This window comes from Yaniella soli, from assembly GCF_054782375.1.
This window is the reverse complement of the sequence record NZ_BAAGSP010000016.1, coordinates 34,787-58,358: the sequence shown is the minus strand read 5'-3', so window position 1 is coordinate 58,358 and position 23,572 is coordinate 34,787. Positions and strand designations below refer to the sequence as shown.

Annotated in this window: 24 protein-coding genes; 18 read left to right on the top strand and 6 right to left on the bottom strand. The window is 55.8% G+C overall.

The genetic code is table 11. From position 1 onward, the window contains the following. The first annotated feature begins 87 nt into the window (after nucleotides 1-87). Nucleotides 88-951 carry a tRNA pseudouridine(38-40) synthase TruA gene (gene truA, locus ACYVJT_RS09705; RefSeq protein ID WP_343956093.1) on the top strand — a complete coding sequence of 288 codons (864 nt, stop codon included), beginning with the start codon at nucleotides 88-90 and terminating at the stop codon, nucleotides 949-951. On the opposite strand, the gene ACYVJT_RS09700 is transcribed toward truA, so the two are convergent. Continuing rightward, nucleotides 929-1,831 (bottom strand): LysR family transcriptional regulator, encoded by a 903-nt coding sequence (locus tag ACYVJT_RS09700; RefSeq protein ID WP_343956092.1) that lies wholly within the window; start codon nucleotides 1,829-1,831, stop codon nucleotides 929-931. The genes truA and ACYVJT_RS09700 overlap by 23 nt on opposite strands. Before the next feature lie 361 nt (nucleotides 1,832-2,192). On the opposite strand from ACYVJT_RS09700, the gene rplM reads away from it, so the two are divergent. The 11 genes from rplM (at nucleotide 2,193) to ACYVJT_RS09645 (ending at nucleotide 12,953) form a co-directional block, all read left to right on the top strand. Beyond that, entirely contained in the window at nucleotides 2,193-2,636 is a 444-nt protein-coding gene (gene rplM / locus ACYVJT_RS09695) for a 50S ribosomal protein L13 (RefSeq protein WP_343956091.1), read from the top strand. A gap of 27 nt (nucleotides 2,637-2,663) precedes the next feature. Beyond that, nucleotides 2,664-3,161, top strand: coding sequence for a 30S ribosomal protein S9 (rpsI, locus tag ACYVJT_RS09690; RefSeq protein WP_343956090.1), 498 nt, complete (start codon nucleotides 2,664-2,666; stop codon nucleotides 3,159-3,161). 155 nt (nucleotides 3,162-3,316) lie between these two features. Next, the gene (locus ACYVJT_RS09685; protein WP_343956089.1) at nucleotides 3,317-5,338 is read left to right on the top strand and encodes a hydantoinase/oxoprolinase family protein; all 2,022 of its coding nucleotides are present in this window, start codon (nucleotides 3,317-3,319) and stop codon (nucleotides 5,336-5,338) included. 11 nt (nucleotides 5,339-5,349) lie between these two features. After that, entirely contained in the window at nucleotides 5,350-6,942 is a 1,593-nt protein-coding gene (locus tag ACYVJT_RS09680) for a hydantoinase B/oxoprolinase family protein (RefSeq protein WP_343956088.1), read from the top strand. A 23-nt stretch (nucleotides 6,943-6,965) separates the two neighbouring features. Next, nucleotides 6,966-7,472, top strand: a complete 507-nt coding sequence (locus tag ACYVJT_RS09675) for a hypothetical protein (protein ID WP_343956087.1) — start codon at nucleotides 6,966-6,968, stop codon at nucleotides 7,470-7,472. Nucleotides 7,473-7,520: 48 nt separating this feature from the next. Next, nucleotides 7,521-7,685: a helix-turn-helix domain-containing protein gene (locus tag ACYVJT_RS09670; RefSeq protein WP_343956086.1), complete on the top strand. Its 165-nt coding sequence runs from the start codon at nucleotides 7,521-7,523 to the stop codon at nucleotides 7,683-7,685. A gap of 139 nt (nucleotides 7,686-7,824) precedes the next feature. Continuing rightward, a complete protein-coding gene (locus ACYVJT_RS09665; protein ID WP_343956085.1) occupies nucleotides 7,825-8,073 on the top strand; it encodes a hypothetical protein in 249 nt (82 codons plus the stop codon). 87 nt (nucleotides 8,074-8,160) lie between these two features. Next, complete coding sequence (locus ACYVJT_RS09660) at nucleotides 8,161-8,514, top strand: hypothetical protein (RefSeq protein WP_343956084.1); 354 nt, start codon at nucleotides 8,161-8,163, stop codon at nucleotides 8,512-8,514. A 448-nt stretch (nucleotides 8,515-8,962) separates the two neighbouring features. Continuing rightward, nucleotides 8,963-10,405, top strand: coding sequence for an aldehyde dehydrogenase family protein (locus tag ACYVJT_RS09655; protein ID WP_343956083.1), 1,443 nt, complete (start codon nucleotides 8,963-8,965; stop codon nucleotides 10,403-10,405). 7 nt (nucleotides 10,406-10,412) lie between these two features. Continuing rightward, nucleotides 10,413-11,633 (top strand): amino acid deaminase/aldolase, encoded by a 1,221-nt coding sequence (locus tag ACYVJT_RS09650; protein ID WP_343956082.1) that lies wholly within the window; start codon nucleotides 10,413-10,415, stop codon nucleotides 11,631-11,633. A gap of 12 nt (nucleotides 11,634-11,645) precedes the next feature. Further along, nucleotides 11,646-12,953 (top strand): D-arabinono-1,4-lactone oxidase, encoded by a 1,308-nt coding sequence (locus ACYVJT_RS09645; protein WP_343956081.1) that lies wholly within the window; start codon nucleotides 11,646-11,648, stop codon nucleotides 12,951-12,953. Nucleotides 12,954-13,008: 55 nt separating this feature from the next. On the opposite strand, the gene ACYVJT_RS09640 is transcribed toward ACYVJT_RS09645, so the two are convergent. Beyond that, a complete protein-coding gene (locus ACYVJT_RS09640; protein ID WP_343956080.1) occupies nucleotides 13,009-13,785 on the bottom strand; it encodes an amino acid ABC transporter ATP-binding protein in 777 nt (258 codons plus the stop codon). Further along, nucleotides 13,786-15,249, bottom strand: coding sequence for an ABC transporter substrate-binding protein/permease (locus tag ACYVJT_RS09635; RefSeq protein WP_343956079.1), 1,464 nt, complete (start codon nucleotides 15,247-15,249; stop codon nucleotides 13,786-13,788). A 270-nt stretch (nucleotides 15,250-15,519) separates the two neighbouring features. Between ACYVJT_RS09635 and glmM the strand changes: the two genes are divergently transcribed. Together glmM and ACYVJT_RS09625 are read left to right on the top strand one after the other, a co-directional pair. Further along, a complete protein-coding gene (gene glmM, locus ACYVJT_RS09630) occupies nucleotides 15,520-16,863 on the top strand; it encodes a phosphoglucosamine mutase (protein WP_343956078.1) in 1,344 nt (447 codons plus the stop codon). Continuing rightward, on the top strand, nucleotides 16,860-17,147 hold the full coding sequence (locus ACYVJT_RS09625) for a hypothetical protein (protein ID WP_343956077.1): 288 nt from the start codon (nucleotides 16,860-16,862) through the stop codon (nucleotides 17,145-17,147). Before glmM ends, ACYVJT_RS09625 begins: the two co-directional genes overlap by 4 nt. A 64-nt stretch (nucleotides 17,148-17,211) precedes the next feature. On the opposite strand, the gene mscL is transcribed toward ACYVJT_RS09625, so the two are convergent. Genes mscL through coaA form a run of 3 tightly spaced genes read right to left on the bottom strand, consistent with a single transcriptional unit; the run spans nucleotide 17,212 to nucleotide 19,728 of the window. Next, nucleotides 17,212-17,601: a large conductance mechanosensitive channel protein MscL gene (gene mscL, locus ACYVJT_RS09620; protein ID WP_343956076.1), complete on the bottom strand. Its 390-nt coding sequence runs from the start codon at nucleotides 17,599-17,601 to the stop codon at nucleotides 17,212-17,214. 43 nt (nucleotides 17,602-17,644) lie between these two features. Then, nucleotides 17,645-18,754: a D-alanyl-D-alanine carboxypeptidase family protein gene (locus ACYVJT_RS09615; protein WP_343956075.1), complete on the bottom strand. Its 1,110-nt coding sequence runs from the start codon at nucleotides 18,752-18,754 to the stop codon at nucleotides 17,645-17,647. Nucleotides 18,755-18,756: 2 nt separating this feature from the next. Beyond that, the gene (gene coaA, locus ACYVJT_RS09610; protein WP_343956114.1) at nucleotides 18,757-19,728 is read right to left on the bottom strand and encodes a type I pantothenate kinase; all 972 of its coding nucleotides are present in this window, start codon (nucleotides 19,726-19,728) and stop codon (nucleotides 18,757-18,759) included. Between the two features lie 796 nt (nucleotides 19,729-20,524). On the opposite strand from coaA, the gene ACYVJT_RS09605 reads away from it, so the two are divergent. The 4 genes from ACYVJT_RS09605 (at nucleotide 20,525) to ACYVJT_RS09590 (ending at nucleotide 23,481) form a co-directional block, all read left to right on the top strand. Further along, the gene (locus ACYVJT_RS09605; protein ID WP_343956074.1) at nucleotides 20,525-21,301 is read left to right on the top strand and encodes an ISAs1 family transposase; all 777 of its coding nucleotides are present in this window, start codon (nucleotides 20,525-20,527) and stop codon (nucleotides 21,299-21,301) included. A 2-nt stretch (nucleotides 21,302-21,303) separates the two neighbouring features. Next, the gene (locus ACYVJT_RS09600; RefSeq protein WP_343956073.1) at nucleotides 21,304-21,603 is read left to right on the top strand and encodes a transposase; all 300 of its coding nucleotides are present in this window, start codon (nucleotides 21,304-21,306) and stop codon (nucleotides 21,601-21,603) included. Nucleotides 21,604-21,720: 117 nt separating this feature from the next. Beyond that, nucleotides 21,721-22,785: an Lrp/AsnC family transcriptional regulator gene (locus ACYVJT_RS09595; protein WP_343956072.1), complete on the top strand. Its 1,065-nt coding sequence runs from the start codon at nucleotides 21,721-21,723 to the stop codon at nucleotides 22,783-22,785. A gap of 231 nt (nucleotides 22,786-23,016) precedes the next feature. After that, entirely contained in the window at nucleotides 23,017-23,481 is a 465-nt protein-coding gene (locus tag ACYVJT_RS09590; protein ID WP_343956071.1) for a DUF3830 family protein, read from the top strand. Nucleotides 23,482-23,572 lie beyond the last annotated feature (91 nt).

Here is a 23,572-nt window from a genome sequence, read left to right as displayed (position 1 = left end):
TCTCATCCACGCGTAATGTTCAAACCCCACACTCAACCGTGTGGGGTTTGAACATTTAAGAGCACACTGATGACTAAAGTCTTATCTATGACCCAAGACAGCACCTACCGGATCCGAGTAGACCTTGCCTACGACGGCACATCCTACCGCGGATGGGCCAAACAACCCGGCCTGCCCAGCGTGCAAGCAGCGGTGGAAACCGGTCTCGAAACGATCTTTCGCGGTCCCATCCGAACCACTGTGGCCGGACGAACTGATGCCGGAGTTCACGCAGCGCACCAAGTGATCCACTTTGACCTCACCACAGACCAATGGCACAAATTGCCGGGGCACACCCCACAGCGTGCCCCCGAAGAGGCCATGGTCTCAAAACTCAACGGGGTACTGGCCAGAGAAGCGGGAGCAATTCGGATCCTGACGGCCCGTATCGCCCCAGAAGGCTTCGATGCACGATTCTCACCGGTGTCTCGCAGTTACCGGTATCGAATAACTCACGGAACCCCAGACCCTTTGACTCGTCACTACACCTATACGCATCGCCGAGCCCTCGACGTGGAAGCGATGATCACCGAAACCAACGGCGTGGAGGGTCTGCACGATTTCGGGTCATTTTGTAAACCGCGACCAGGTGCCACCACCATCCGTCAGCTCGAGACCTTTGCGGTCGAGGTAGCACAAGACGCGATCATCGTGCGTCTCACCGCCGATGCCTTCTGCCATCACATGGTCCGCGCGCTCGTCGGGGCACTGTTGATGGTGGGGGACGGGTCCCGAGCCCCAGGCTGGTTACAAGATCGCTTGGCGCATCCTGTCCGAGATTCACACATGGCCCTTGCCCCAGCACACGGGTTGCTACTGGAAACCGTGCACTATCCCGCTGATACCGAAGTCGGACAAAGGGCAGACGAGACCCGTGCCAGACGAACCACTACGAGCTCGTCTTGCGACTGATCCGCTGCGCAGCATCGGTGATCACCGCAACCACCGCCGCGGTATTGGCTGTCACCTCAAGTTGATCTGTCACCAATTCCAACCGGGTGGTGGGCCCCGAGGTGATGTGCTTCGTGACAACTCCCGGGAATGAGAAGGATGAAAAAGAAGCCGGCAGAATCGAGGCACCAACGCCCGCGGCGACGAGCCCCATCACGTTTTCTTGGTTGACAGCGCGCTGGACGATTCTCGGCGGGTGGCCCAAGTGGTGGAAGATCTCCATAATATTTGTGACATAGCCCGGCATCGATTGATAGGGAAAGAGCACCAGAGGCAGTTGGATAAGATCTTCCGGTGAGACTTCAGCCTTGGACGCTAGCGGATGGTTCATCGGCAACACAGCGACCATGTCTTCGGTCAACAGCGTGGTGAATTCTAGACCGGCTTGTAATGGCGCATCACGCATGATTCCTACGTCCAGGCGGTTTTCTAGTAGCGCCTCGATTTGCTCCCCGGTCGCCAAAGGTTGCAAATCCAGTTGAATCCCGGGATGTTGTGATCGGACGTCACGCACTCCAGCGGGCACAAGTTCATAGCTCGCCGACGAGACGAATCCAACGCGCACCCGGCCGCGCCGGCCAGCCTTGATCTCACGGATATCTTCGACGGCTTCATCGAGGTCTTGCAAGATGGGTCGGACCAAATCCACGAACCGGCTGCCTTCAGGAGTCAATGAAACTCTTCTGGAGGTTCGGTCGAACAGCGATACCCCCAGTTCTTCTTCCAACCGTTTAATATGTACGGTCAGTGGCGGCTGCGAAATATGAAGACGAGCAGCCGCTCGTCCGAAATGGAGTTCTTCGGCCACCGCCATGAAGTACTCGAGTTGACGTAGTTCCACAATTCATCCTTCTGACAGGCACACTGTATGCCAACCGGACCTAATTCTAGCCCAGAAGCATTCTGGCTGGTGGGCAGGCGAATTCGCGAGCACTGATCAGCGTTTTGCGATGCTGCATGTTCCGTAGTATTATGGGTAGCTGTTGTGCGTGTCCTCCCGGACCGCAAGCGCAGCAGGGCCTGACGCAGTTGCATCGTCGAAGGGTCATTGCCGCACCGGGAAGAACGGACCCGGCATCACGCCAGCCCTCACCTGGTGTACCGGATATGCACCGTCAACTTAACAGCGACACCGCGTTGTAGGATCTCACGACCACGCGCTTACTCGCTGCCGAACACCGACATACGAAGGCTAATACATAGTGCGTACGTTTACACCAACGCCAGACGACGTTGATCGTCAATGGCACGTCATTGACGCCACAGATGTGGTGCTGGGACGTCTTGCCAGCCAGGTGGCAACGCTGCTGCGCGGCAAGCACAAGCCCACATTTGCACCTCACATGGACATGGGCGATTACGTGATCATCCTCAATGCAGAAAAAGTTGCATTGACCGGCGCCAAGCTGGAAAAGAAACACGCTTACCGTCACTCAGGTTATCCAGGCGGCCTCACCTCGACCTCATACGCTGAACTGCTGGAGAAAAACCCAGTTCGCGCCGTCGAGAAGGCAATCAAGGGTATGCTGCCATCGAACCGTCTCGCAGACCAGATCTTCAAGAAGGTCAAAGTCTACGAAGGTTCCGATCACCCACATGCTGCACAGCAGCCAAAAGAATTCGTTATCGATCAGGTTGCCCAGTAGGGTCACACTGCAGTTCAAGGAGAACCCATGACTGAAAACGTCAATGAGATCACTGAGGACCAGGAGCTGACCAGCTACACCTCGGAATCTGACAATACACCTACTACTGAAGAAGTTACCGAACGCCCACCGCTGACCCAGTCGGGTCAAGCCGTTGGTCGTCGCAAGCGCGCGATCGCCCGTGTCCGCCTGATCCCAGGTACCGGATCATGGAAGATCAACGGTCGCGACCTTGATACGTATTTCCCGAACAAACTGCACCAGCAAGAAGTCAACGATCCGTTCACTATCCTCGAGCTCGGTGGCGCATACGACGTCATCGCGCTGGTCAACGGTGGTGGACCATCCGGCCAGGCCGGTGCCGTTCGCTTGGGCGTTGCTCGTGCACTGAACGAAATCGATCGCGAGAACAACCGCGGCCCGCTCAAAAAAGCAGGCTTCCTCACTCGCGACGCTCGTGCAGTTGAGCGCAAGAAGGCCGGTCTCAAGAAGGCCCGCAAGGCGCCACAATACTCGAAGCGTTAAGTCGCTTTCTGTTTTCAAAACATCCGTCAGCTTTTGCTGGCGGATGTTTTGTTTAAGGTAACAGGCTGACAACACACCGTGTTGTTGCAATGCAGGCCACGCTACGATCGTGGGTAGCAACATAACGATCCGCGCAGAGGTGTGAGGTGCTACATATGAGTCAGTCTGGCGATCCGCTCCACATGGCAGTCGACACCGGGGGTACCTTCACCGATGTCGCCGTCCGTGGCGCAGGCGGAAAAATGTTCGTCTGGAAACTGCCCTCCACACCGACGGCCCCAGACGAAGCCGTCATCGATGGCGTCAAAGGAGCACTAGCCCGCGTTGAACGATCGCCACAGGAACTGACCCGCTTTGTACACGGCAGTACTGTTGCAACCAACACCGTGATCACCCGTGATGGTGCCCGGGTAGGTATGGTCACCACCGCAGGATTCCGCGATGTGCTGGCCATCGCACATCAGGCCAGACCATCCATCTACGATCAACATAAGCGCCGACCAGAACCACTCATTGCGCGCCAAGCCATTATCGAAGCCACAGAGCGCATCGATGCCGACGGCCAGATACTGACTGCACTCGACGAAACAGCACTCGAAGTTGCTATCCAACAGCTGGCTCCGCTCGAGCTCGACGCCATTGTCGTGTCGCTAATCAACGCCTATGCGAATCCTGCACACGAACATCGAGTCACCGAAATCGTGCAACAATCTGGTGTCGCTGAGCACGTCGTGGCCGCCACCAATATCTCTGCCGAGATGCGCGAATACGAGCGGACCTCGACCGCAGCGATCAATGCCTATGTTGCGCCAAAAATCGCCGGGTACATCGCACAATTGGAACAGGGTCTAACACAAGCGGGCGTGCAGACTGGCATGCGCATTATGCAATCCTCCGGGGGACTCCTCAGCCCCGGGGATGCTGCCGAACATCCAGCGCGCACCGTATTGTCTGGCCTTGCCGGGGGAGTGGTCGGAGCCGCGAATTGGTCTACTCACCTGGACCTGGACCGGGTGGTTTCATTCGATATTGGGGGCACTTCGACAGACATCGCCTTGATCCGTGACGGCATACCGGATGAAACCCTTTCCACGGAAATCGCAGGCCTACCTCTGAAACTCCCGTCGGTGGACGTGCACACCATTGGTGCAGGCGGTGGGTCCATCGCGTGGCTCGATTCCGGCGGCGGATTACGGGTTGGCCCACACTCGGCCGGTGCAGAACCAGGACCAATCAGCTACCAACGTGGGGGCACTGAACCCACAGTCACCGATGCGCATGCGGTCCTGGGGAGACTCGGCGACGAACTGCTCGGCGGCGAATTCAGTTTAGATGTACCGGCCGCACGCGACGCCATGCATGAATGGGGTCAGGAACTTGGACTGTCCGCCGAAGATACCGCCGAAGGCATCCTACGAGTCATCACCGCCACCATGGCGCGTGGAATTCGCAAGGTGTCAGTGGAACGCGGTGTGGACCTGCGCACCTGTGACCTGATGGCCTTTGGTGGTGCAGGGCCTCTCCATGGGGCAGATTTGGCCAAAGAACTCAACATGCGTTCCGCTATTATTCCGCCCAGGCCGGGAATCGCCTCGGCGGTTGGCATGCTCGATGCGCCCATCAGGCACGACTACGCCACCAGCGTCGACGTCTCCACAACCGAAGCCCTCGTCGCACTTGGCGACACCTTCGCAACGATGCGTACACAGGCCGACTCGGATTTGGACAACCCTGAGGCTGAAACTCAGTATGAGCTGCTGGTAGATGCAAGATACATCGGGCAGTCCTACGAACTCACAGTCGCCTGGGATGAGGACTGGGGACGCCAGCGCGAGATTTTTGAAGACGCCCACGAGCAAAACTACGGTTTCGCAGACCCCGATGCCGTCATGGAAATTGTGGTGGCACGGTTGGTCGTGACCCAAGAACTTGAGCACGGGGCGCTGGAATCCGTGGAATCCATCGATGCCGATGTCAGCCCCACGAGTCATCGGGAAGTCTATATTGCAGGCGCCTGGCAAGACCTACCGATCTTTCAACGGACCGACTTCGGAGCCCAGACGAAGGTCGAAGGTCCCGCGATCATCGAGCAATTTGACTCAACGATCTACCTTGGCCCCGACCAGGTGGCACACAACGATACCTACGATTTCCTTCATATCCACCAGGCGACATAACAGGAGTGCTCATGAGCGATGAAGCCCTGAACCCGGTCGAACTAGAAATTGCCCGCAACCGGCTCGAATCGATCTCCGAAGAAGTCGGCACCGCGCTAATCCAAACAAGTTACTCACCAAATATTAAAGACCGCCGCGACTGTTCGGCGGGGATCTATGCACCCGACGGCATGCTGATCTCTCAGGCAGAGCACATTCCACTCCACCTGGGGCTCATGCCCACCATGATCAAAAATGCGCTGGCTTCGTACGGGATTGAGCACCTGGTCGACGGTGACGTCCTCATCACCAATAATCCGTACCTCGGTGGTTCACATCTACCGGACATGTGCGTCATCACCCCGGTCTTTTGGCAGGATGAGATCGTCGCGGTGGTGGCGAATATGGCCCATCACGTCGACGTCGGTGGCATCACGCCGGGATCGATGGCCACCCACGCTACTGAAATTTTTCAAGAAGGCATCCGGGTACCACCCGTGAAACTCTTTTCTGCGGGACAGCTGCGCGACGAGCTTTTGGCTGTCTTGCTGACCAACATTCGAACCGCAGATAAGACACGTGGTGACATCATGGCGCAAGTTGCTGCCAACCGGTTGGGCGAGCGCCGCATTCATGAACTGCTCGAGGAATGGGGCCCGCAGCGGTTTGACGTCTCGGCCAACGCACTGGTGGATTACGCTGGTCGACGCACCCGTGCTGCCATTCAACAGTTGCCAGACGGTTTCGGCAGTTTCACCGACTACTTGGAGCACGATGGCAACACCGAGCATCCAGTGGCCATCGCAGTCACTGTAGAAGTTACTGGTGACCAGCTGACGGTAGATTTTACCGAAACCAATGACCAGGTGGCCGGTGCAGTGAACTGTTCTTGGGCCGTCACCGAAGGCTGCGTAGCCTACGTGATCAAATTGCTTACGGACCCCTCACTACCGTCCAACGCGGGGCTGATGGAACCCATCGATGTCGCAACCCGAAAGGGCTCACTGGTGGCTGCTAGCTTTCCTGCCCCGGTATCCAACGGCAACATCCAAACGTCACAACGTATCGTCGACGCCCTGCTGGGCGCGTTCTACCAGTTCGCCCCGGAACACGTTCCTGCTGCATCATCGGGTTCGATGTCGATCATGACGATCGGTGGTTTCGACGAGGCGACCGGCCAATACTTTTCGTATGTGGAAACCTACGGTGGAGGTCAGGGCGCAATGCCAGATCAGGATGGTGCTTCGGCGATCCACACCCATATGACCAACACTCGCAACACGCCATGCGAGGTCATCGAACGCGAATACCCGCTCCGGGTCGAAGCATATCGGATTGCCGATGACACCGGCGGAGCCGGCCAATACTCTGGCGGTGACGGACTGATTCGCCAGCTGACACTGACCCGTGGCCGTGCCCAAGTGGTGGCTGGCACTGCCAGAGTGACGACTGTGCCCTGGGGGCTCGCTGGGGGATCCGACGGCACGTCGGGCGGGGTGACTCGACATGGAATCGAAGGCGATGAACCGCGAGAATCGATGACCCGTTTCGACGTCGAGGCCGGTGAAGGGATCACCATTCAAACTGCCGGTGGTGGCGGTCACGGTACGGCTTCTCTCGCGTAGGAACACTGGATTAGGCTGACAATATGCGTCAAAACGATACCCCAGCGGCTGGCAGTAACACATCAAATATTCTGACGGCTCCGTTGCCCCAGGCAGTGATCACAGGGGCGTTGACCCTTATCCCAGCCCGGAACTATCCCACCTGGCTGCGCAAAAGCCTCGTATGGGGACCAACCGTGGTTGGCGTTGCTGGTGCCGTCTGTTTCACAGCAAAACCTGATGTTCGCGCAAAACTGACAGAGCGTTTGCCCAGTGCTGAGCGATCAGCCCCAGGTGCTCAAAAGATCGAGGCAAACGCGGCGAGGTCAGTCGTGCCAACTCCGGCCCGCAAAGCCACGACGCTTATTGTGACTGGCGGCGGTGTGGGAGCGATCGTCTCGGTATTAACGGCCGGAGGCTTTTGGGCTGACGAAAAGATCGAGCATGCCCTACGCCGTATAAACGTGCCTTTTCCCCGCGTCGTCATGGGTGCGGTTGCTGGCTTGGCGGCCTGGTATCAGGCGAAACAGGACGATGCACGAAACGCATAAGCCTGCCCGTCCCTTACGGATACGATCGGAGAGACTCAGGTGCGTTAGATGCTGGAGTTGCGGGGCATCAGCCTCGCTGAGCTGTCCCGTCGGGTCGATGTGAGCGTGGTGAACCTTTCAGTGTTGAAGAACAATAGAGGACGTGCCATACGTTTTACAACGCTCACCCGACTATGCGAAGAACTTCAGTGTTCCCCCCGGGGACCTGTTTGAAATCCAGACTTAATAACGTTGTAGCGCTCTATCGCGGGTGAAAGGGATTGACAAGCATCTGTTGGCCGCTTTGCTTCGCTATCGACACATACCTATGGCGCTGTGCTATCAGCGTCTGACCGAATGAGACGGCCACGTCGTGCATGGTTTAGTCGCTATCTGGTTACGAGATGGTTGGAAGCGACAAGATCCCCGTGGCAGTACCAACGGGACGTCTGCCGAGTTTAATCTTGCACGCGAGCAATTAGCCTGGGCTGCAGACGAATCCCTCGGAGAAGTGGACTATCCGTGGCTGTTTGCAGAACCTGCACAGCAGGTGGTCGACGCTTTGCGGCAAGCCCCCGCAGTCTCTAAGGCTGTGCTGCCTCAGGCTCTTTCGGGAAAATAACGTCTCGAGGTAGTTGGATACTTCACAGCTCGGCTGTCTCATCCGGCTATTTCCCAGTCCACGCATGTGAATGGTTTCTGCCACCCCTTGAAAATTGCTCATTTCCTGGGTTTCCTTGGAAACATGGAACTTTTCTATGGAGCTCTTGCATTGGTAATAAGTGCCGTGTTTTGGGTGCTCTTGTTTTGGGAACGACGGAAAGCTGAACCTCACGAGGAAATCCCTCTGGGAGTAGGTCCGAGCCGTAAGCATCCATGGCAGGCGCATGCTTATGTTGTCGTCGCAGCAGGCCTCATGGGCCTTTCCGCCCCGTACTTGTCAGATGCGCTAGGGATTGGCGGCTTTCTTTTGTGCTTCATACCTGTGTTGATTTACGGGGTTCTGCTTGTCTTACACAACCGCAAGGTCAAGCAACATGCAACTGGCCAGGTGACGCAATAACGCGCATCAGGTGTTCGGTCTTGTGAGTGCCATTCACATGACCATCGACGGAGAAGCATTCCGATCGCATACGGCAGTAGGGGCCAACAAGCGGCTAGACGAGCTAGATCCCTTCTGCGGTCTCGTTGAGCGTGCGCAAAAGCCGTCAGGGTTCGGCCTGCTCTACCTGGTTGAGATGAGCGAGCGTCACGAAGCGTTTCGGCGCAAGTAGGTGCGGATCGAGGTCGCGAACACATCTGAACCGCTCCGAAACGTGGTTCATTGGTCCGGCGTTTACGATGAGAAAACCAATTATGCGCCACTATCAGCGTGGCATGGTCCCTTAGGATCAGACGACGTCGTGGCCTGTTTGGTATTGAACCGAGTAGTTCTTTTGCCCATTCCGAGGTCCATTGCACACTACCGGGCGGTAACAGTAGCCTGAGGGATAACCTCTGGAGGGTGATGTATGACAGCCGCAACGACACTAAACCAAGTCAAACATGTGTATTCAACGGGACGAACCCGGAGCGTAGCGTGGCGGTTGAGCCAACTGGCCGGGCTGCAACAACTGCTCGAAGATCACACAGATTACATTGAAGCTGCCCTATACCAGGACCTGGGAAAGAATGGTTTCGAGGCGTGGGTGTCCGAAATTGGTCAGGTGATGGCTGAGATCAAGTGGCTGCGAAAACACACCGCGTCCTGGGCGAAACCGCAGCGTGTGCGGACACCGTTGGCCCTGTGGCCCGCCAAATCGATGATCGAGCACGAACCCCGCGGTACGGTGCTGGTGATCTCCCCGTGGAACTACCCGGTGATGTTGGGCCTTTCCCCATTGGCCGGCGCAGTTGCCGCAGGAAACGCGGTGGTCCTGAAACCTTCTGAAATCGGCACCGCGGTAGAATCCGTCCTTGCCGAGCTCATCCCGCAGTACATGGATCCGCATGCCATCCGGGTCGTCACCGGTGGCCCAGATGTCGTCCACGAGATGATCGAAGCCAAACCCGATTACGTATTCTTCACGGGCTCATCCAAGGTCGGCTCCATCATCGCCACCGCGTGTGCTGAGCGCCTGATCGAATACACGTTGGAGCTGGGTGGGCAGTCTCCAGCGTACGTGCATGATGACGCGGATATCGACACAGCAGCAGCGCGTTTGGTGTGGGGTAAATTCCTCAATGCTGGCCAAACCTGTGTGGCACCAAACCACATCTACGTACACGAAGATATCGCTGACCGTCTCACAGGCGCCATCGTCGATGAGATCCAGAGCCAGTACGGCGCGGATCCCGCGATCAGCCGAGATTACCCGCGCATGATCACCGTTGAACATGCCACAACAGTGGCCGACCAGTTGAACGCGTCCGCAGGCACCATTACCCACGGTGGAACAGTCAACACCGCGCAACACTATATTGCCCCTACCGTAGTAACTGACGTTGCCGATGACGATGCGCTGATGTCCAGCGAAATCTTTGGGCCTATCCTGCCGATCATCCCCGTGACTGGAGCGCAGGACGCGGTGGATCGCATCAGTCGGCTCGAAGATCCCTTGGCCTTCTATCTCTTCACCGAATCTCGCAGCGTGAAGGACTATGTGCTGCCGCGCGTGGTTGCCGGTGGGGTCGGCATTAACGTTCCGCTGATGCAGTTGGCCACACCACATATGCCATTCGGTGGCGTCGGAACCTCCGGCCACGGGAGTTATCACGGCGTCTGGTCGCTGCGAACGTTCAGCCAGGAACGCGCTGTGCTGGACAAGGCGACCACCCCGGATACATTGAGACTCGTGATGCACCCGGCGCCAGCATGGGCAAACTGGGCGGTACGAAAGCTACTGACCGCAGGAAAGAATCCTGCAAAAGACGCTCGCACCGCACAACACTACCGCTCCACACCGCCGAGCTAAGACCGTCATGGACACCTCCTTCAAACTGCTGGAAGCCACCCGGACGATCCCGGAAGCTCAGCACCGCCGTTTGACCACGGCGACCACGGGGCTCGATTCCTCAGTGGCGGTCCTGGATTTGCACGCCCTCTCAGCAAATGCCCACTCGTTGGTCCATCGAGCGAACGGCAAACCAGTGCGCGTGGCCTCGAAATCGGTGCGATCTGCCGCTGTGCTCCAAGCCGTGCTCGCGACCCCGGGGTTTTACGGTGTCCTGGCCTTTTCACTGTCTGAAGCCATCATGCTGGTGGACTCCGGCATTACCGAGGACGTCGTGGTGGGGTATCCAACTACCGCGACCACCGCATTGGACAAGCTGCTTCACTCTCCGAAGTTACTGGGTGCGATCACGCTGATGATCGATCATCCCGACCAGATCCGACTCATCCGCCAGATCGCCACCCTGCGCGCACCGGTGCGCATCTGCCTGGATCTGGACATGTCATGGCACGCCGGAGGGTTCCACCTGGGAACGCATCGGTCACCCATCCATACCGTGCAACAAGCAACCGCGGCAGCACAGTACGTCACCGCAGGCAGGGACTTTCGCCTGGTCGGTGTGATGGGCTACGAAGCACAAATTGCCGGGGTCACGGATGAGCATGCTGCGGTGAAAGCAATGAAACGTGCCTCGGTCACTGAGCTGAGCGCTCGCAGACACCTCATGGTAGAGGCCATCGAACGGGTGCTGGCACAGCGAGGCATGCCGCCGTTGGCGTTCGTCAACGGGGGAGGGACAGGTTCGATGGAAACGACCAGTGCCGATGCATCGGTCACAGAAATCGCCGCGGGGTCTGGACTCTACGGGCCGCATCTGTTTGACCGGTACGACGCATTCTCCCCGCATCCGGCAGCGTTGTTCGGGCTGGATGTTGTACGGAAACCAGCACCGGGCCTAATCACCGTCCACGGTGGTGGTTGGATAGCCTCCGGGGCTCCTGGCAAGGATCGCTTGCCCCAACCGGTCTATCCAACGGGGCTGAGCTACACGACCACCGAAGGCGCAGGCGAAGTCCAGACTCCGTTGAAAACTTCTGCAGATACTCCCGCGATTGGTGAGCGCGTGTGGTTCCGCCACACCAAAGCCGGTGAACTGGCCGAACACGTCAATCACTTCCATATCGTCGCTGACGACCAGATCACCGCCACCGTCAACACCTACCGCGGTGACGGTCTGGCCCTGTTATAAGGCGGCACGAACATGTCCACTACCTGGAAAAACTGGTCGAAATCGGTCACCGCCAGACCACGTAGCGTCGTGAGACCGTGGACGCTGCCCGCGTTGGAACACACAGTCGAGGCTGCGATTGATGACGGACGTCGGATCAAAGCCATCGGTTCCGGACATTCGTTTACCGATATTGCCGTTGCCGATGATGTGCAGCTCGACCTCTCCAAATACTCGGGGATTGTGGCACTCGATCTGGCCCGCCAACAGGTGACGTTGCGTTCCGGGACGAAACTCTGGCAGATTCCCGAACTTTTGGCCGACACCGGTCTTGCCCTACAAAACCTGGGCGACATCACTCAGCAGTCCATTGCTGGGGCGATCGCTACGTCGACGCACGGCACCGGGCTGGCCTTTGGCGGTCTGGCGTCACAAGTTGTCGGTGTAGAGCTTCTGACCGGCACCGGTGAAACCCTGACCGTTTCGACATCGCGCAACCCAGAGCTGTTGGACGCCCTGCGCGTCACGCTAGGCGCCTTCGGCATCATCACTAGCATCACCCTGCAGCTCGTCTGCGAATACGATCTCCACACGGTCGTAAACCGTCAATCGCTGAGTTCGATCATCCAGAATTGGCATGGGCACAATACCCGCAATGATCACTTTGAGTTCTTTTGGTTCGGTCACGACGACCATGTCTTGGCCAAAACATCACAGCGCATCCCGGTACAGAACCAATCTGATGCAGCCCGGACTCCGTTGACCTCGAGACTACTGGATGAGGTCATTACGAACGGAGGGTTGAGCGTTGTCTGCCACCTTGGACGTATGCAGCGCTCGTGGGTCCCATGGTTGAACCGCGTGGCAACGCGAGCGTGGGGCAGTGCTGATCGTCGAGCCCACTGGTCTCATGCATTCAATTCGTCGCGACGCGTGAGGTTCAACGAAATGGAATACGCCCTGCCGTTTGATGACATCCCCGAAATCATTACCGAACTACGGACACTATTCCGTCGTGGTCAGCTTTCCAGCACCTTCCCGCTAGAGGTCAGAGCAGCCGCACCAGACACGGCATGGTTGGCCTCGAATCATGGCCGACGGACCGGCTACATTGCCGTGCATCAACATTTCGCTCAGGACCACCGCGAATATTTTGGCCGAATCGAACCCATATTCAAAGCAGCAGGGGGCCGACCTCACTGGGGCAAGCTCCACACCTTGGACGCAGCCGACTTGGCCGACGTATATCCGCACTGGTCAGGTAGCCTCGCCCTGCGCGACCAACTTGACCCACACGGGATATTTTCCAACCCCTACCTGTCCCGAGTCCTCGGGACATAGCACAACTGAGGGCCCCGAACATTGCGTTCGGGGCCCTCAGCAAAGTGATGAGTCGTTAGAGCACCTTGGAAAGGAAATCCTTGAGACGTTCGCTCTCTGGATTCCCAAAGATCTGCTCAGGTGGACCAGCTTCCTGGATGACGCCACTATCAATAAACGCCACCCGATCTGCGACTTCACGGGCGAAACCCATCTCGTGTGTCACAAGAACCATCGTCATACCGTCATCAGCTAGTGACCGGATGACGCCAAGTACTTCGCCGACCATTTCTGGGTCCAGCGCTGAGGTAGCCTCATCGAACAACATGATTTCGGGGTTCATCGCAAGGGCCCGGGCGATGGCCACGCGCTGTTTCTGACCACCAGACAGGGAGTCTGGTCGAGCATCGGCTTTGTCTTCGAGCCCGACTCGGCGTAGCAGTTCAATGCCTTCGTCACGTGCTCGTTTCTGGCTATATTTCTTCACCTGGATGGGGGCTAGCGTGATGTTCTCCAGTACGGTCATATTGGGAAACAAGTTAAAGTGTTGAAACACCATGCCAACGTGTTTGCGTACTTCATTGAGATCGATATCTTGATCGGCCAGGTTGAAACCGCCCAACCAGATCTCGCCGGAGGTAATGGATTCCAATCCGTTGAGACAACGCAGTAGCGTGGACTTGCCCGAACCGGATGGTCCGATTACACAGACAACCTGGCCGAGTTTGACTTCGGCATTTACTCCGCTGAGCACTTCGTGCTCGCCGAAGGCCTTATGCAGGTTCTCGATACGGATGACATTGGTTTCGTCGTCCGTGACCAATGGAATTGTGGAAGTTTCTGGATTCGACATTTACTTATTCACCCTTCTGTCCACCCTGTTTGCTATCAACGTCAGTACCCAGATTGCGATGAAGTAGATGGCAGCAACAATTAGGAGCACCTCGGTTGTACGGAAGTTCGCCGCGTATATTTGCTGGGCCTGATACAACAGCTCGCCGAACCCAATGGCCAACAGCAACGAGGAGTCTTTGAGCATAATGATCAGCTGGTTGATCAATGATGGTGTCATCATCTTGAATGCTTGTGGCAAGACAACCTTGCGCATCGTCTGGCCTTGGTTCAACGCCAGCGATCTGGCGGCTTCGGACTGGCCTGGATCAACTGATTGGACTGAACCACGCACAATCTCTGCAATATAGGCGCCACCGTTGAGTGAGAGGGTCAGCGCACCGGCCACCCATATCGATATCGGCGTTCCTAACAATTGAGGCAATGCAAAGTAGAAGAAAAATGCCCAGACCAGCACCGGGGTCCCGCGAAAGATCGCGATGAATGTGGTGGCGATACCGCGAGCAATGATGTTGTTGGAAATCTTCATGAACCCGAACATCAGTCCCAGCGCCATCGCGATAGCAAAGGAGATACCGGTAATGAGTAACGTGTTTTTCAGTCCCACGAGCAGCGCGGGCATGGATGTGGTCAAGAGGCCCAAAAACGAGGATGCATCGGGTCCGGAATCTTCGCCGCCAATGTATTCTTCAAGAATCTCATCATATTCGCCCGATTCTTGAAGATTCTCAAGGCCTGTATTAAACATTTCGAGCAGTTCAGCGTTTTGGCCTTGATTGACCATAAAACCGTAGTCACCGGTCGGCTCTGGTTCGGATACCAGTTCCAGCCCCGAACCCTGTTGAATGCCATAGGCAATGATCGGCAGGTCATCCACGAGTGCGAGATCGTGACCGGATTTCACTGACTCGACCATCGTGGTGGTCTGATCCAGCGCATTCAGCTCGAAATCGTATTCTTCTTGCATTTCCTGGGCCCACTCTTCAGACAGCGATCCCGTCTTGACCGCAACGGACTCGCCTTCGAGATCTGCCCAACTTTCAACACCAGAATCTTCAAGTGTGGCAATGGTCGACTCGCCTGTGAAGTAGGGATCTGAGAAGTCATACACTTCTTGCCGTTCGGGGGTAATCCCAGCACCTGCGATAACCCCGTCAACTTGGTTTGCCGTCAACGCTTGCAGGGCTGCGTTGAAACCCATCGACTGAAATTCGACACGGAACCCTTGGTCTTCGGCGATAGCTTTCATCAGATCAATATCGATGCCGACTAGCTCACCGGAGGGATCCCGGAATTCGAACGGTGCGAATGTGGTATCCGTCCCGATGGTATAGACCTCACCGTCTGGAGCACCGCCTTCGGCGTCCGGAGCGGTGTCTGCCAATGCTGCCGGCGCCATGAAGAAGCTAAAAAATGCCACCAACCCGGCGAAGAGCAGCGACAGAAAACTTCTGCCTTGTCTCATCTCATCACTCCAAATCATTCTTGAAATACATCTATAAATTCTGACCTCTCAGCGAACATTAGTACAACCTTGATGTGCGCTGAGTAACCAATGAGAACAAAAATCCCGCTTCAATGCCGTGAAAAAGCTAAAATATGAGAATCTGGCAGCTGTGGCAGGAAGGAGTGCACACATAATGCACGACGCCTGGCGCCTCGTTAGATACATGCACAACGGAACCTGCAGGTGTTTTCATCGTGCGGGTCCGGAAGTCACATAGAATTGATAACCATGTCAAAATTATTTGGTACAGACGGTGTCCGAGGCGTAGCCAACGAAAAAATCACCGTTGAACTCGCAACGAAACTTTCGCAGGCTGCAGCGGTCGTGCTGGGGCACGAGGATTCGGCTGATCGCCGGCCCAAAGCTGTCGTCGCAATGGATCCTCGAATCTCTTCGGAATTCATTAGCGCAGCTGTTGCCGCTGGCCTTGCTTCGTCTGGCGTCGACGTGTTTGATGCTGGCGTGTTGCCGACACCAGCGGCTGCTTTTCTCGTCGACGACATCAATGCCGACTTCGGCGTCATGATCTCCGCCTCTCACAACGCGGCACCGGATAACGGCATCAAATTCTTGGCACGTGGCGGAGAGAAACTTACCGACGCGCAAGAAGACCGAATTCTGGCGCAGATGGAACACGAGCCATACCGACCCATCGGTGCCCAGGTTGGTCGTGTTCGCCGGTTCTCGGATGCAGAGGACCGCTATGTCATTCACTTGTTGAAATCTATGCCAAACCGGCTCGATGGCATGAAAATTGTCATCGATGCTGCCCACGGTGCTGGTGCGGGTGTTGCCCCGCAGGTCTTCGCTGATGCTGGTGCCGAAGTTGCCGTCATTGGTGCAGATCCAGATGGCTTAAACATCAACCAAAACTATGGTTCCACCCATATGGAGAACCTGCAGTCGGCCGTGTTAGAACACGGAGCAGACCTGGGTGTGGCATTGGACGGAGATGCCGATCGGTTTATGGCCGTGGACCACAAGGGCACCATTGTTGATGGGGACCAGATCATGGCCATCATGGCCGTAGCGCTCAAGGACCAGGGCCACCTCCACGATGACACGCTCGTGGTCACGGTCATGAGTAACCTGGGCCTTAAACTCGCGATGAAGGAACACGACGTGAATGTCGTGGAAACCAAAGTCGGCGACCGATACGTCCTCGAAGCGATGCATGCCCACAACTACTCGCTCGGTGGCGAACAATCCGGTCACATTATCTTTCAAAAATGGGCCACCACCGGAGACGGCATTCTCACCGGCTTGCATCTAGCAGCGCGGATGAATGAAACGAAACGACGCCTCAACGATTTGGCAACGGTCATGACACGTCTGCCACAGGTGCTCATCAACGTCCAGAACGTCGACAAGTCCGCGGTCGATGACAATGCGGTTGTCAACGCGGAAGTTGCTGCGGTCGAACAGCGCCTGGGTGAAACCGGACGCGTCCTGTTGCGCCCGTCAGGTACCGAACCGGTAGTGCGTGTCATGGTTGAGGCAGCAGATAAAGAAACCGCACAGCAACAAGCCCAATATCTTGCTGATGTGGTGTCTGAGAACTTGGCACTGTGACACAGCACGATCCACACCGGCCTGAGGGACGTGTTGACGAAACAAGCGGTTATTATCGTCGGGACGTTGATGAGTTCTACCGGGAGCAAAACTTTTTAGATGGGGATGATCCTCACGAAGTGACCTCAGATCCGCCAGATAACCTACGCGCCAGACGGCTGATCGTCTTTCTGACGATCGTCGTCATGGGATTGGTTGCTGCAGGTGTTGCTTTTGGCCTCATGGCGTTGCCCCAGTGCGAGAATCCCCAATACAACTGGATGCCCTGCATCCCAGATTGGTGACGATCCAAAAGATCCGTCCGGCAACATGCCGGACGGATCAGGAGAAATATGGTGATGAGCGGTCCTAGGAGGGTTTGTTTCCCTTGACGAGTTCGTCGCGGATTTCTTCGAGTAGCGCGATATCCTCTGGCACTGGATCGTCTTCGGCATGCTTGCCGCGCATTTCGATGAGCTTATTCATCGGCATCACGATGGCGAAGTAGACTGCTGCGGCAACCAGCAAGAAATTCACGATTGCCGTCAGTAGGACGCCGAAGGCAATCTCATTGCCGTTCAACGTAATTTTGGCGAACTCATCGAAGTTCGGTGACCCCACCAGCGCCGAGATGAGTGGCATCAGTACCGAGTCGGTGAGTGCTGTGACGACTTGGGTAAACGCGGCACCGATAATGACAGCTACAGCAAGGTCCATGACGTTGCCTTGCACGATGAAGTCTTTAAATCCTTTAAACATGACTCATAGTATAAGGTCAAGTTTGTTCACAGGACGTGAGATTCTACTCACGTGGGGTGTCGTCATCGTAGTCAGGCGCGGGTTCGAGCCCAAACTCTTCTTCGGCAACTCCGGAATGCTCTGCGATCTGCGTCGCAAATTGTTCACCGAAATATCGCAGGTGCCATGGCTCGTAGGAGAACCCCGTGATGTCGTCTTGGTCTTGTGGGTAACGAATCACGAAACCATATTCGTGTGCATGGTCCGCCACCCATTGGCCTGCTTCGGTATCACCGAAGCTCGTCGACAACGAGTGCTCACCGCCGGGCGTATCAACGTCGAGGGCAAGCCCAGTTTGGTGTTCGGAATGGCCAGGACGAGCCGACATCTCATTGGTGTGCTCGCTGCCGTATTGGCTCACGTAGTTGTCATAGAGTTCTTGCTGGTACGCATATGACCGGTACGAAGAAATAACGGTAAGGTCAATGCCGTCTTCGGCAGCAGCCGCAAAGAGTGCTTCGGTCGCCTCAGCCGCTTCTTCTCGCAGTCGGTGCGTACCCTCTGCGGCACTGGTCTCGAGCTCGACCAGATCGTCGGGTGCGTAGTCGGAAGGTAACCCCCGAAGCTTGTTGACGATCACCGTGATCGAATCAGGTGAATCCACATCCTCGGGGATCACATCCTCATCAGAGGTATCCTCGGTGGTCTTGGAATCTGGTGTTGGGGAATCGCTCTCATCTGGTGAGGGCTCTGAGCTTGGCGGCAAGGTGACGTCGATTTGTGGCAGCTCTGAGGCGATGCGTTGTGTGGCAGCATCCGTGGGTGCCGTTGCAGGTTCATCATCACTTTCGGCATCGTCGGTGGTGGTCGCGACCTCGATATCCGAGCGCTGCGGCGACATCTCTGTATCGCTGGGACGAGACGTGCTGGTCTCGGCCTTTACCACGTTCCAAGAACCGTCGTTGGTCAGTGTGGATTCATCACGGGAGGTAGCTGCGGTGTCCCCGGCTTCGAGGTTCGATGCACGACGGTCAGTAAAGTCCATTGGAGAGAACGCCTGAACTTCGCGTCCCATGGTCTCGGCAACCACAAGTGGCGAAGCATAGAGTGCTCCGGCAAGGCACGCCAAAGTGACCGCCGAGGCGGTAAAGGTCACTTTCGAGGTGCGAGGCATGACTAGATCTTTCTCATGAGGACGCGTTTGACGTGATGATTTGCGTTCTTGCTCAATACTAGTTTAGCTCTGCCTCGAGTGGGTAGGACATTTTGCACAAGGTTGGGACCGTTGATGCGATCCCAAATACCCGTTGCTGTTTCGACCGCTTCCTCATCCGTGAGTTCAGAGTACTGGTGGAAATATGAATCAGGGTCGGCAAATGCTCCCGAACGCATCTCCATAAACCGGTTGACGTACCAGTTCCGTACTGCTTGGTGGCTGGCATCGACGTAAATTGAGTAGTCGAAGAAATCGGAAACTGACAGGCCAGAGGTGCCATCCGCACGTGCTCGGGGCGGGGCTAACACGTTGAGCCCTTCGACAATGAGTACATCGGGACGGCGCACCACAATCTGCTGATTTGGCACAATGTCGTAGGTCAGGTGTGAGTACATGGGGGCCCGAACTTCAGGCACCCCGGATTTTACGTCTGATACGAAACGCAAAAGACGCCGACGGTCGAAGGACTCTGGGAACCCTTTACGCTGCATGAGTCCACGTCGACGCAGCTCAGCATTGGGGTAGAGGAAACCGTCGGTGGTGACCAGTTCAACCCGCGGTGTATTCGGCCAGCGTCGCAACATTTCCTGCAGGACACGAGCGACGGTCGATTTGCCAACCGCCACCGATCCGGCCACCCCGATCACGAAGGGAGTACGACGTGTCGTTTCACCCAAGAACTTATTCGATGCTTCACGCAGCTTGGCGGAACCATCCACATAAATACTCAACAGCCGCGACAGTGGTACATAAACCTCGGCGACTTCGGTCAGTGACAAGCGATCACCCAGACCACGGAGCCGTTCCACATCGGACTGGTCAAAGGGCTGCTCGAGTTCGTGGGCTAGTCTGGACCACGTGGAGCGATCGAGCTCAATGAACGGTGAATACGTTTGTTGTGGTTCGACCGGCGGTGAACCGACAAAGTTGATGGGCTCAGTGACAGGACTCACCGGGGTATTCGGCGAATCTGAAGACCCTCGCGGAGGGTACGGAGCATCGTTAATGTGGAAATTCACCTATTCATTATCGCTCATGAAGCGGCCAAGCGACCAATTATTGATCGCCAGCTTAGCTACCGGCTAGCACGCTGGCAACATAAGACCGACCGGGAAGATCTTTGGCTCCTGCAGGCCAGCCATTGGAAACACCGCCACGCAACTGCCATCCGAACTAGTGAACGACGAACATACAGTATAGTGCCATCCGTCTTGTTTAGGTTGAAGGTCAACTATGGTAGGGGGACATTGCTCTATACTGGTATGTTGTCTCGTTGTGTGGACGTGTTTGGAATCCACGAGCCACTGGTTGTTGGTTTTCATTCAGTGAGCGCTAATAGCTACGCAAACGCTGTGAGACTTAAACTTCAAACGCACATTGAGGGGTATCCTCTAGGTTTTGACCTGATACCGAGAAGCGGTCAATATTTTGTGCGATGCATCGGGCGGTCGCCTCGAAGTGTGCTCTATGCTCACGTTCGAGTGCAACATACAACTCGGTTGAATTACAAAATCAGTAACGTTACTCTATATCAAAATGAACACTAGCGTTGCGATTTTTCCAGGGTCACTTCAAAATCGTGAGTGACGAATAGGTCGTGAGCTGCGGATTTTGGATGTGCTTGGCTTGCGGCGTGGCTGCTATTAATCGATGGGTGTTAATGGATGAGGACTCCTGTTAATAAGTGATGTTTACCACAACAAATACTGAGACAACAGGAGTTCTCTGGTGACATCATCGCTTAAAACCTTCCATCTTCGCCACCTGGCCGTCATTAATGACTTCCAGGATGCGGAGTTGCCGTGGTCATACCAAGCGCTAGAGGCGATCCCGGATCCGCTGGCAGCCCGTGGAGTGCGATATGGTTTTACGGAATTATTGACTACCATCATTGCAGCGGTGTTATCTGGTTCGAGCTCGTTGACGATGATTGCCGACTGGGCCGCCGATGTCCACCAACGCAACCTGCTGACCGTGTGGAAACGTGCCCCATCGGTGGCCACCTTCCACTGGGTGAAGGCCACCATGGATGCCGTCATTGTTGATGCGGTGCTGTCCGACTGGGTCAAGACTCGCATGCTCACAAAACTCGCTAACAGGCGGGTGCGGCCCAGCTGGAGGCGCTTGCTATTGATGGCAAAGAAGTTTGTGGTGCCAAACACGGTGGCGGCACCAAAAGCGTTTCTCATGGCTGCCCTGAATCATCAATATGGCACCGTGTTGGGCGAAGAATCCGTGGATGCCAAAACCAACGAGATCCCACATTTGCCGCACCTGCTGGATCAGCTCGGCGATTTGAATGGCGCGGTGATTACTATCGATGCGCTGCATACCTTAGCCCAGCAAGCCAACGCCACCGTCGACCGCGGTGGCCACTGCGTGTTCACCGTCAAAACCAACGCCAAATCTCTGCATCAAGCCATCAATGATGTTGGCTGGACTCGCCGAAAACCCCAGTATCGGCACCGTGAGAAAGCCCATGGCCGGATCTGTTCCTGGCTCTGACCGTGGCCCCGGCCTCTGAACGCATCGCCTTCCCACATGCAGCCCAAGTCATGCGCCTGCACCGCACCCGGGATCAACGCGGCTACCTGGGCGAAACCATCGGCGAACTCGTCTACGCCATTACCTCGCTACCAGCGTCACAAGCCACCCCTGGCCAGTTAGCGCACCTACTGCGAGGCCACTGGGGCATTGAAAACAAACTGCATTGGATCCGCGCGGTACCGCCTACAAAGAAGACATCAGTCAGGTCCGTGTCGGCACGGCAGCTCGCGCCAGGGCAGCCTTCAGAAACCTCGCACTAGAACTCACATGGCTTTGAAATGACCCTGCAGTTTCTTCCCAGATCTAAATTACAAATATTCGACACTCTTGGCCTACGCCGCAGCCTGCAGAGATTTTATGACATCTATTATAGGCGTATGACTAACCTTCCCTTCTCCGAGTTGCCATGGCACATTATGGTTCGTGGTGTGCGTTTAGACAGAACAGATCAAGCGATTGCGGCGGCGCTCCAAGTAAATGGTCGCGCGAGCTGGGGGCAAATCGCCAGGGTCTTGGAAGTGCCTGAGAGGACTGTGGTTCGCCGCGGCCAACGCCTCCTCGACGAACATATAGTTAGAGTCTCCGTGAGCCTAAACGCGACTCAGGTAATAGATGCGCGTCCCATGCTTGTCGACGTGACCACGAAACTGGGAAGTCTTTGGTATGTGGCTCGAGAATTAGCCAAACGGGATGATGCGTCCTCTGTATCAGTGCTCGAAGGAAGCAATTCGATAGCAGCGATGCTGGTACCCCGAGACGATAACGACTTAAAAAAGTTATTTTATCAAGAGCTTCCAGGAATAGATGGTATCGCAACGCTCAATCTCACAAGCGTCCTTCGAGTTTTCCGCTCAGGTAATGATTGGGACCCCGGGATTCTTTCGGAACCAGAGAAGCACGCCTTAGATACTAACCAGCAGGCGTTTGCGTCTGAGGGTTCCGCTGCACTTATCTCTGAAGATCACCTAATGCTCAATGAGTTAATGGTTGACGGACGAACTACGTTATCGAGGCTGGCGCGGATCGCGGATATTTCCGTGCCAACCGCCCGAAAGCGTATGGATGAACTCGTGGGTAAAGGCAGAATACAAATCAGGACGGAGGTTGTGCCCGCGGTATACGAATTGGGTGTAGAAGCTCTGGTCTGGTGTCACGCCCCCAACCGGCTTATTGAAAAAATTGGAACACAGTTGCGTTCGCGCAAGGAAGTAAGGTTTTGTGCAGTATCGACCGGGCCGTCACCAATTCTAATGGACATTCTCGTCAGAGATGAAGTGGCTCTCTACGAATTCCTTACGAATGGTCCTTTCGCTGAAATCCCTGAATTGACAGTCGATAACAGCCTGGTGGTTGTCTCCCCGGTCCGGCGTGGTTCATTGCAATTCGACGACGGCCCACCCGTCACCGCTGTGGCCGAAAGTAAAAAAATAGGCGACCAATAAGGCGGAAGGATATTGACAGCGCGAAAAAATGGCGTAAGGTGAGTGAAGTGCGCCACATGGCTGGGCTGCTTCGGGTTACGGTAGTACATGTTGGACCGATCGGTCGGCCTTTTAGTAGAAGAAGTCAGTCAAATGTGGAGAACGTTGGTAGGTCACGAGTTGCTCATTTGTAGGGTACTCAAATGAGCAAATGGTATTTCGTGATGAATAAGTAATGTCGAAAGGTATACATTGAAGCAAGTTTATTTACAGTACGAGAACGGCCCACGGGCAATCGCAACACTTGCAGAGCACGACGCGCCAAAAACGGTCGAGGCAATCTGGGCTGCTTTGGAGAAGCCAGCGACTATGGATACGCTTCACGCAATTTACGCAGGGCCAGAGGTGATGGGTGCACTCCCTGAATCGCATCAGACTTTCGACCCGCTCGCAATTCCTGACGAAAATCAACAAGTTAACTTTGCACCGGGTGATCTAATTTGGTACTACCAAAAGCCTGGTCAGATGGGTGGGCTTGCATTCGAAATGTGGGAGATAGGAATATTCTATGGCCGTGGCGGAAGGGTCTTCGGACCCCTAGGCTTTTTGCCAGTGAATATTTGGGCAACGATTACGGAAGGTTTGGAAGATTTCGCAGCAGAATCCGAGAAGATCCGGTGGGACGGAATGAAGCGACTCGAAATAGGAAGACTGTAAGTACAAGATCACGATTGGGGGCACCATGAATAGGAAGCCGATGGTACTGACGGCGGCTGCTGCGATTACAGCACTAGCTGTGACGTCATGT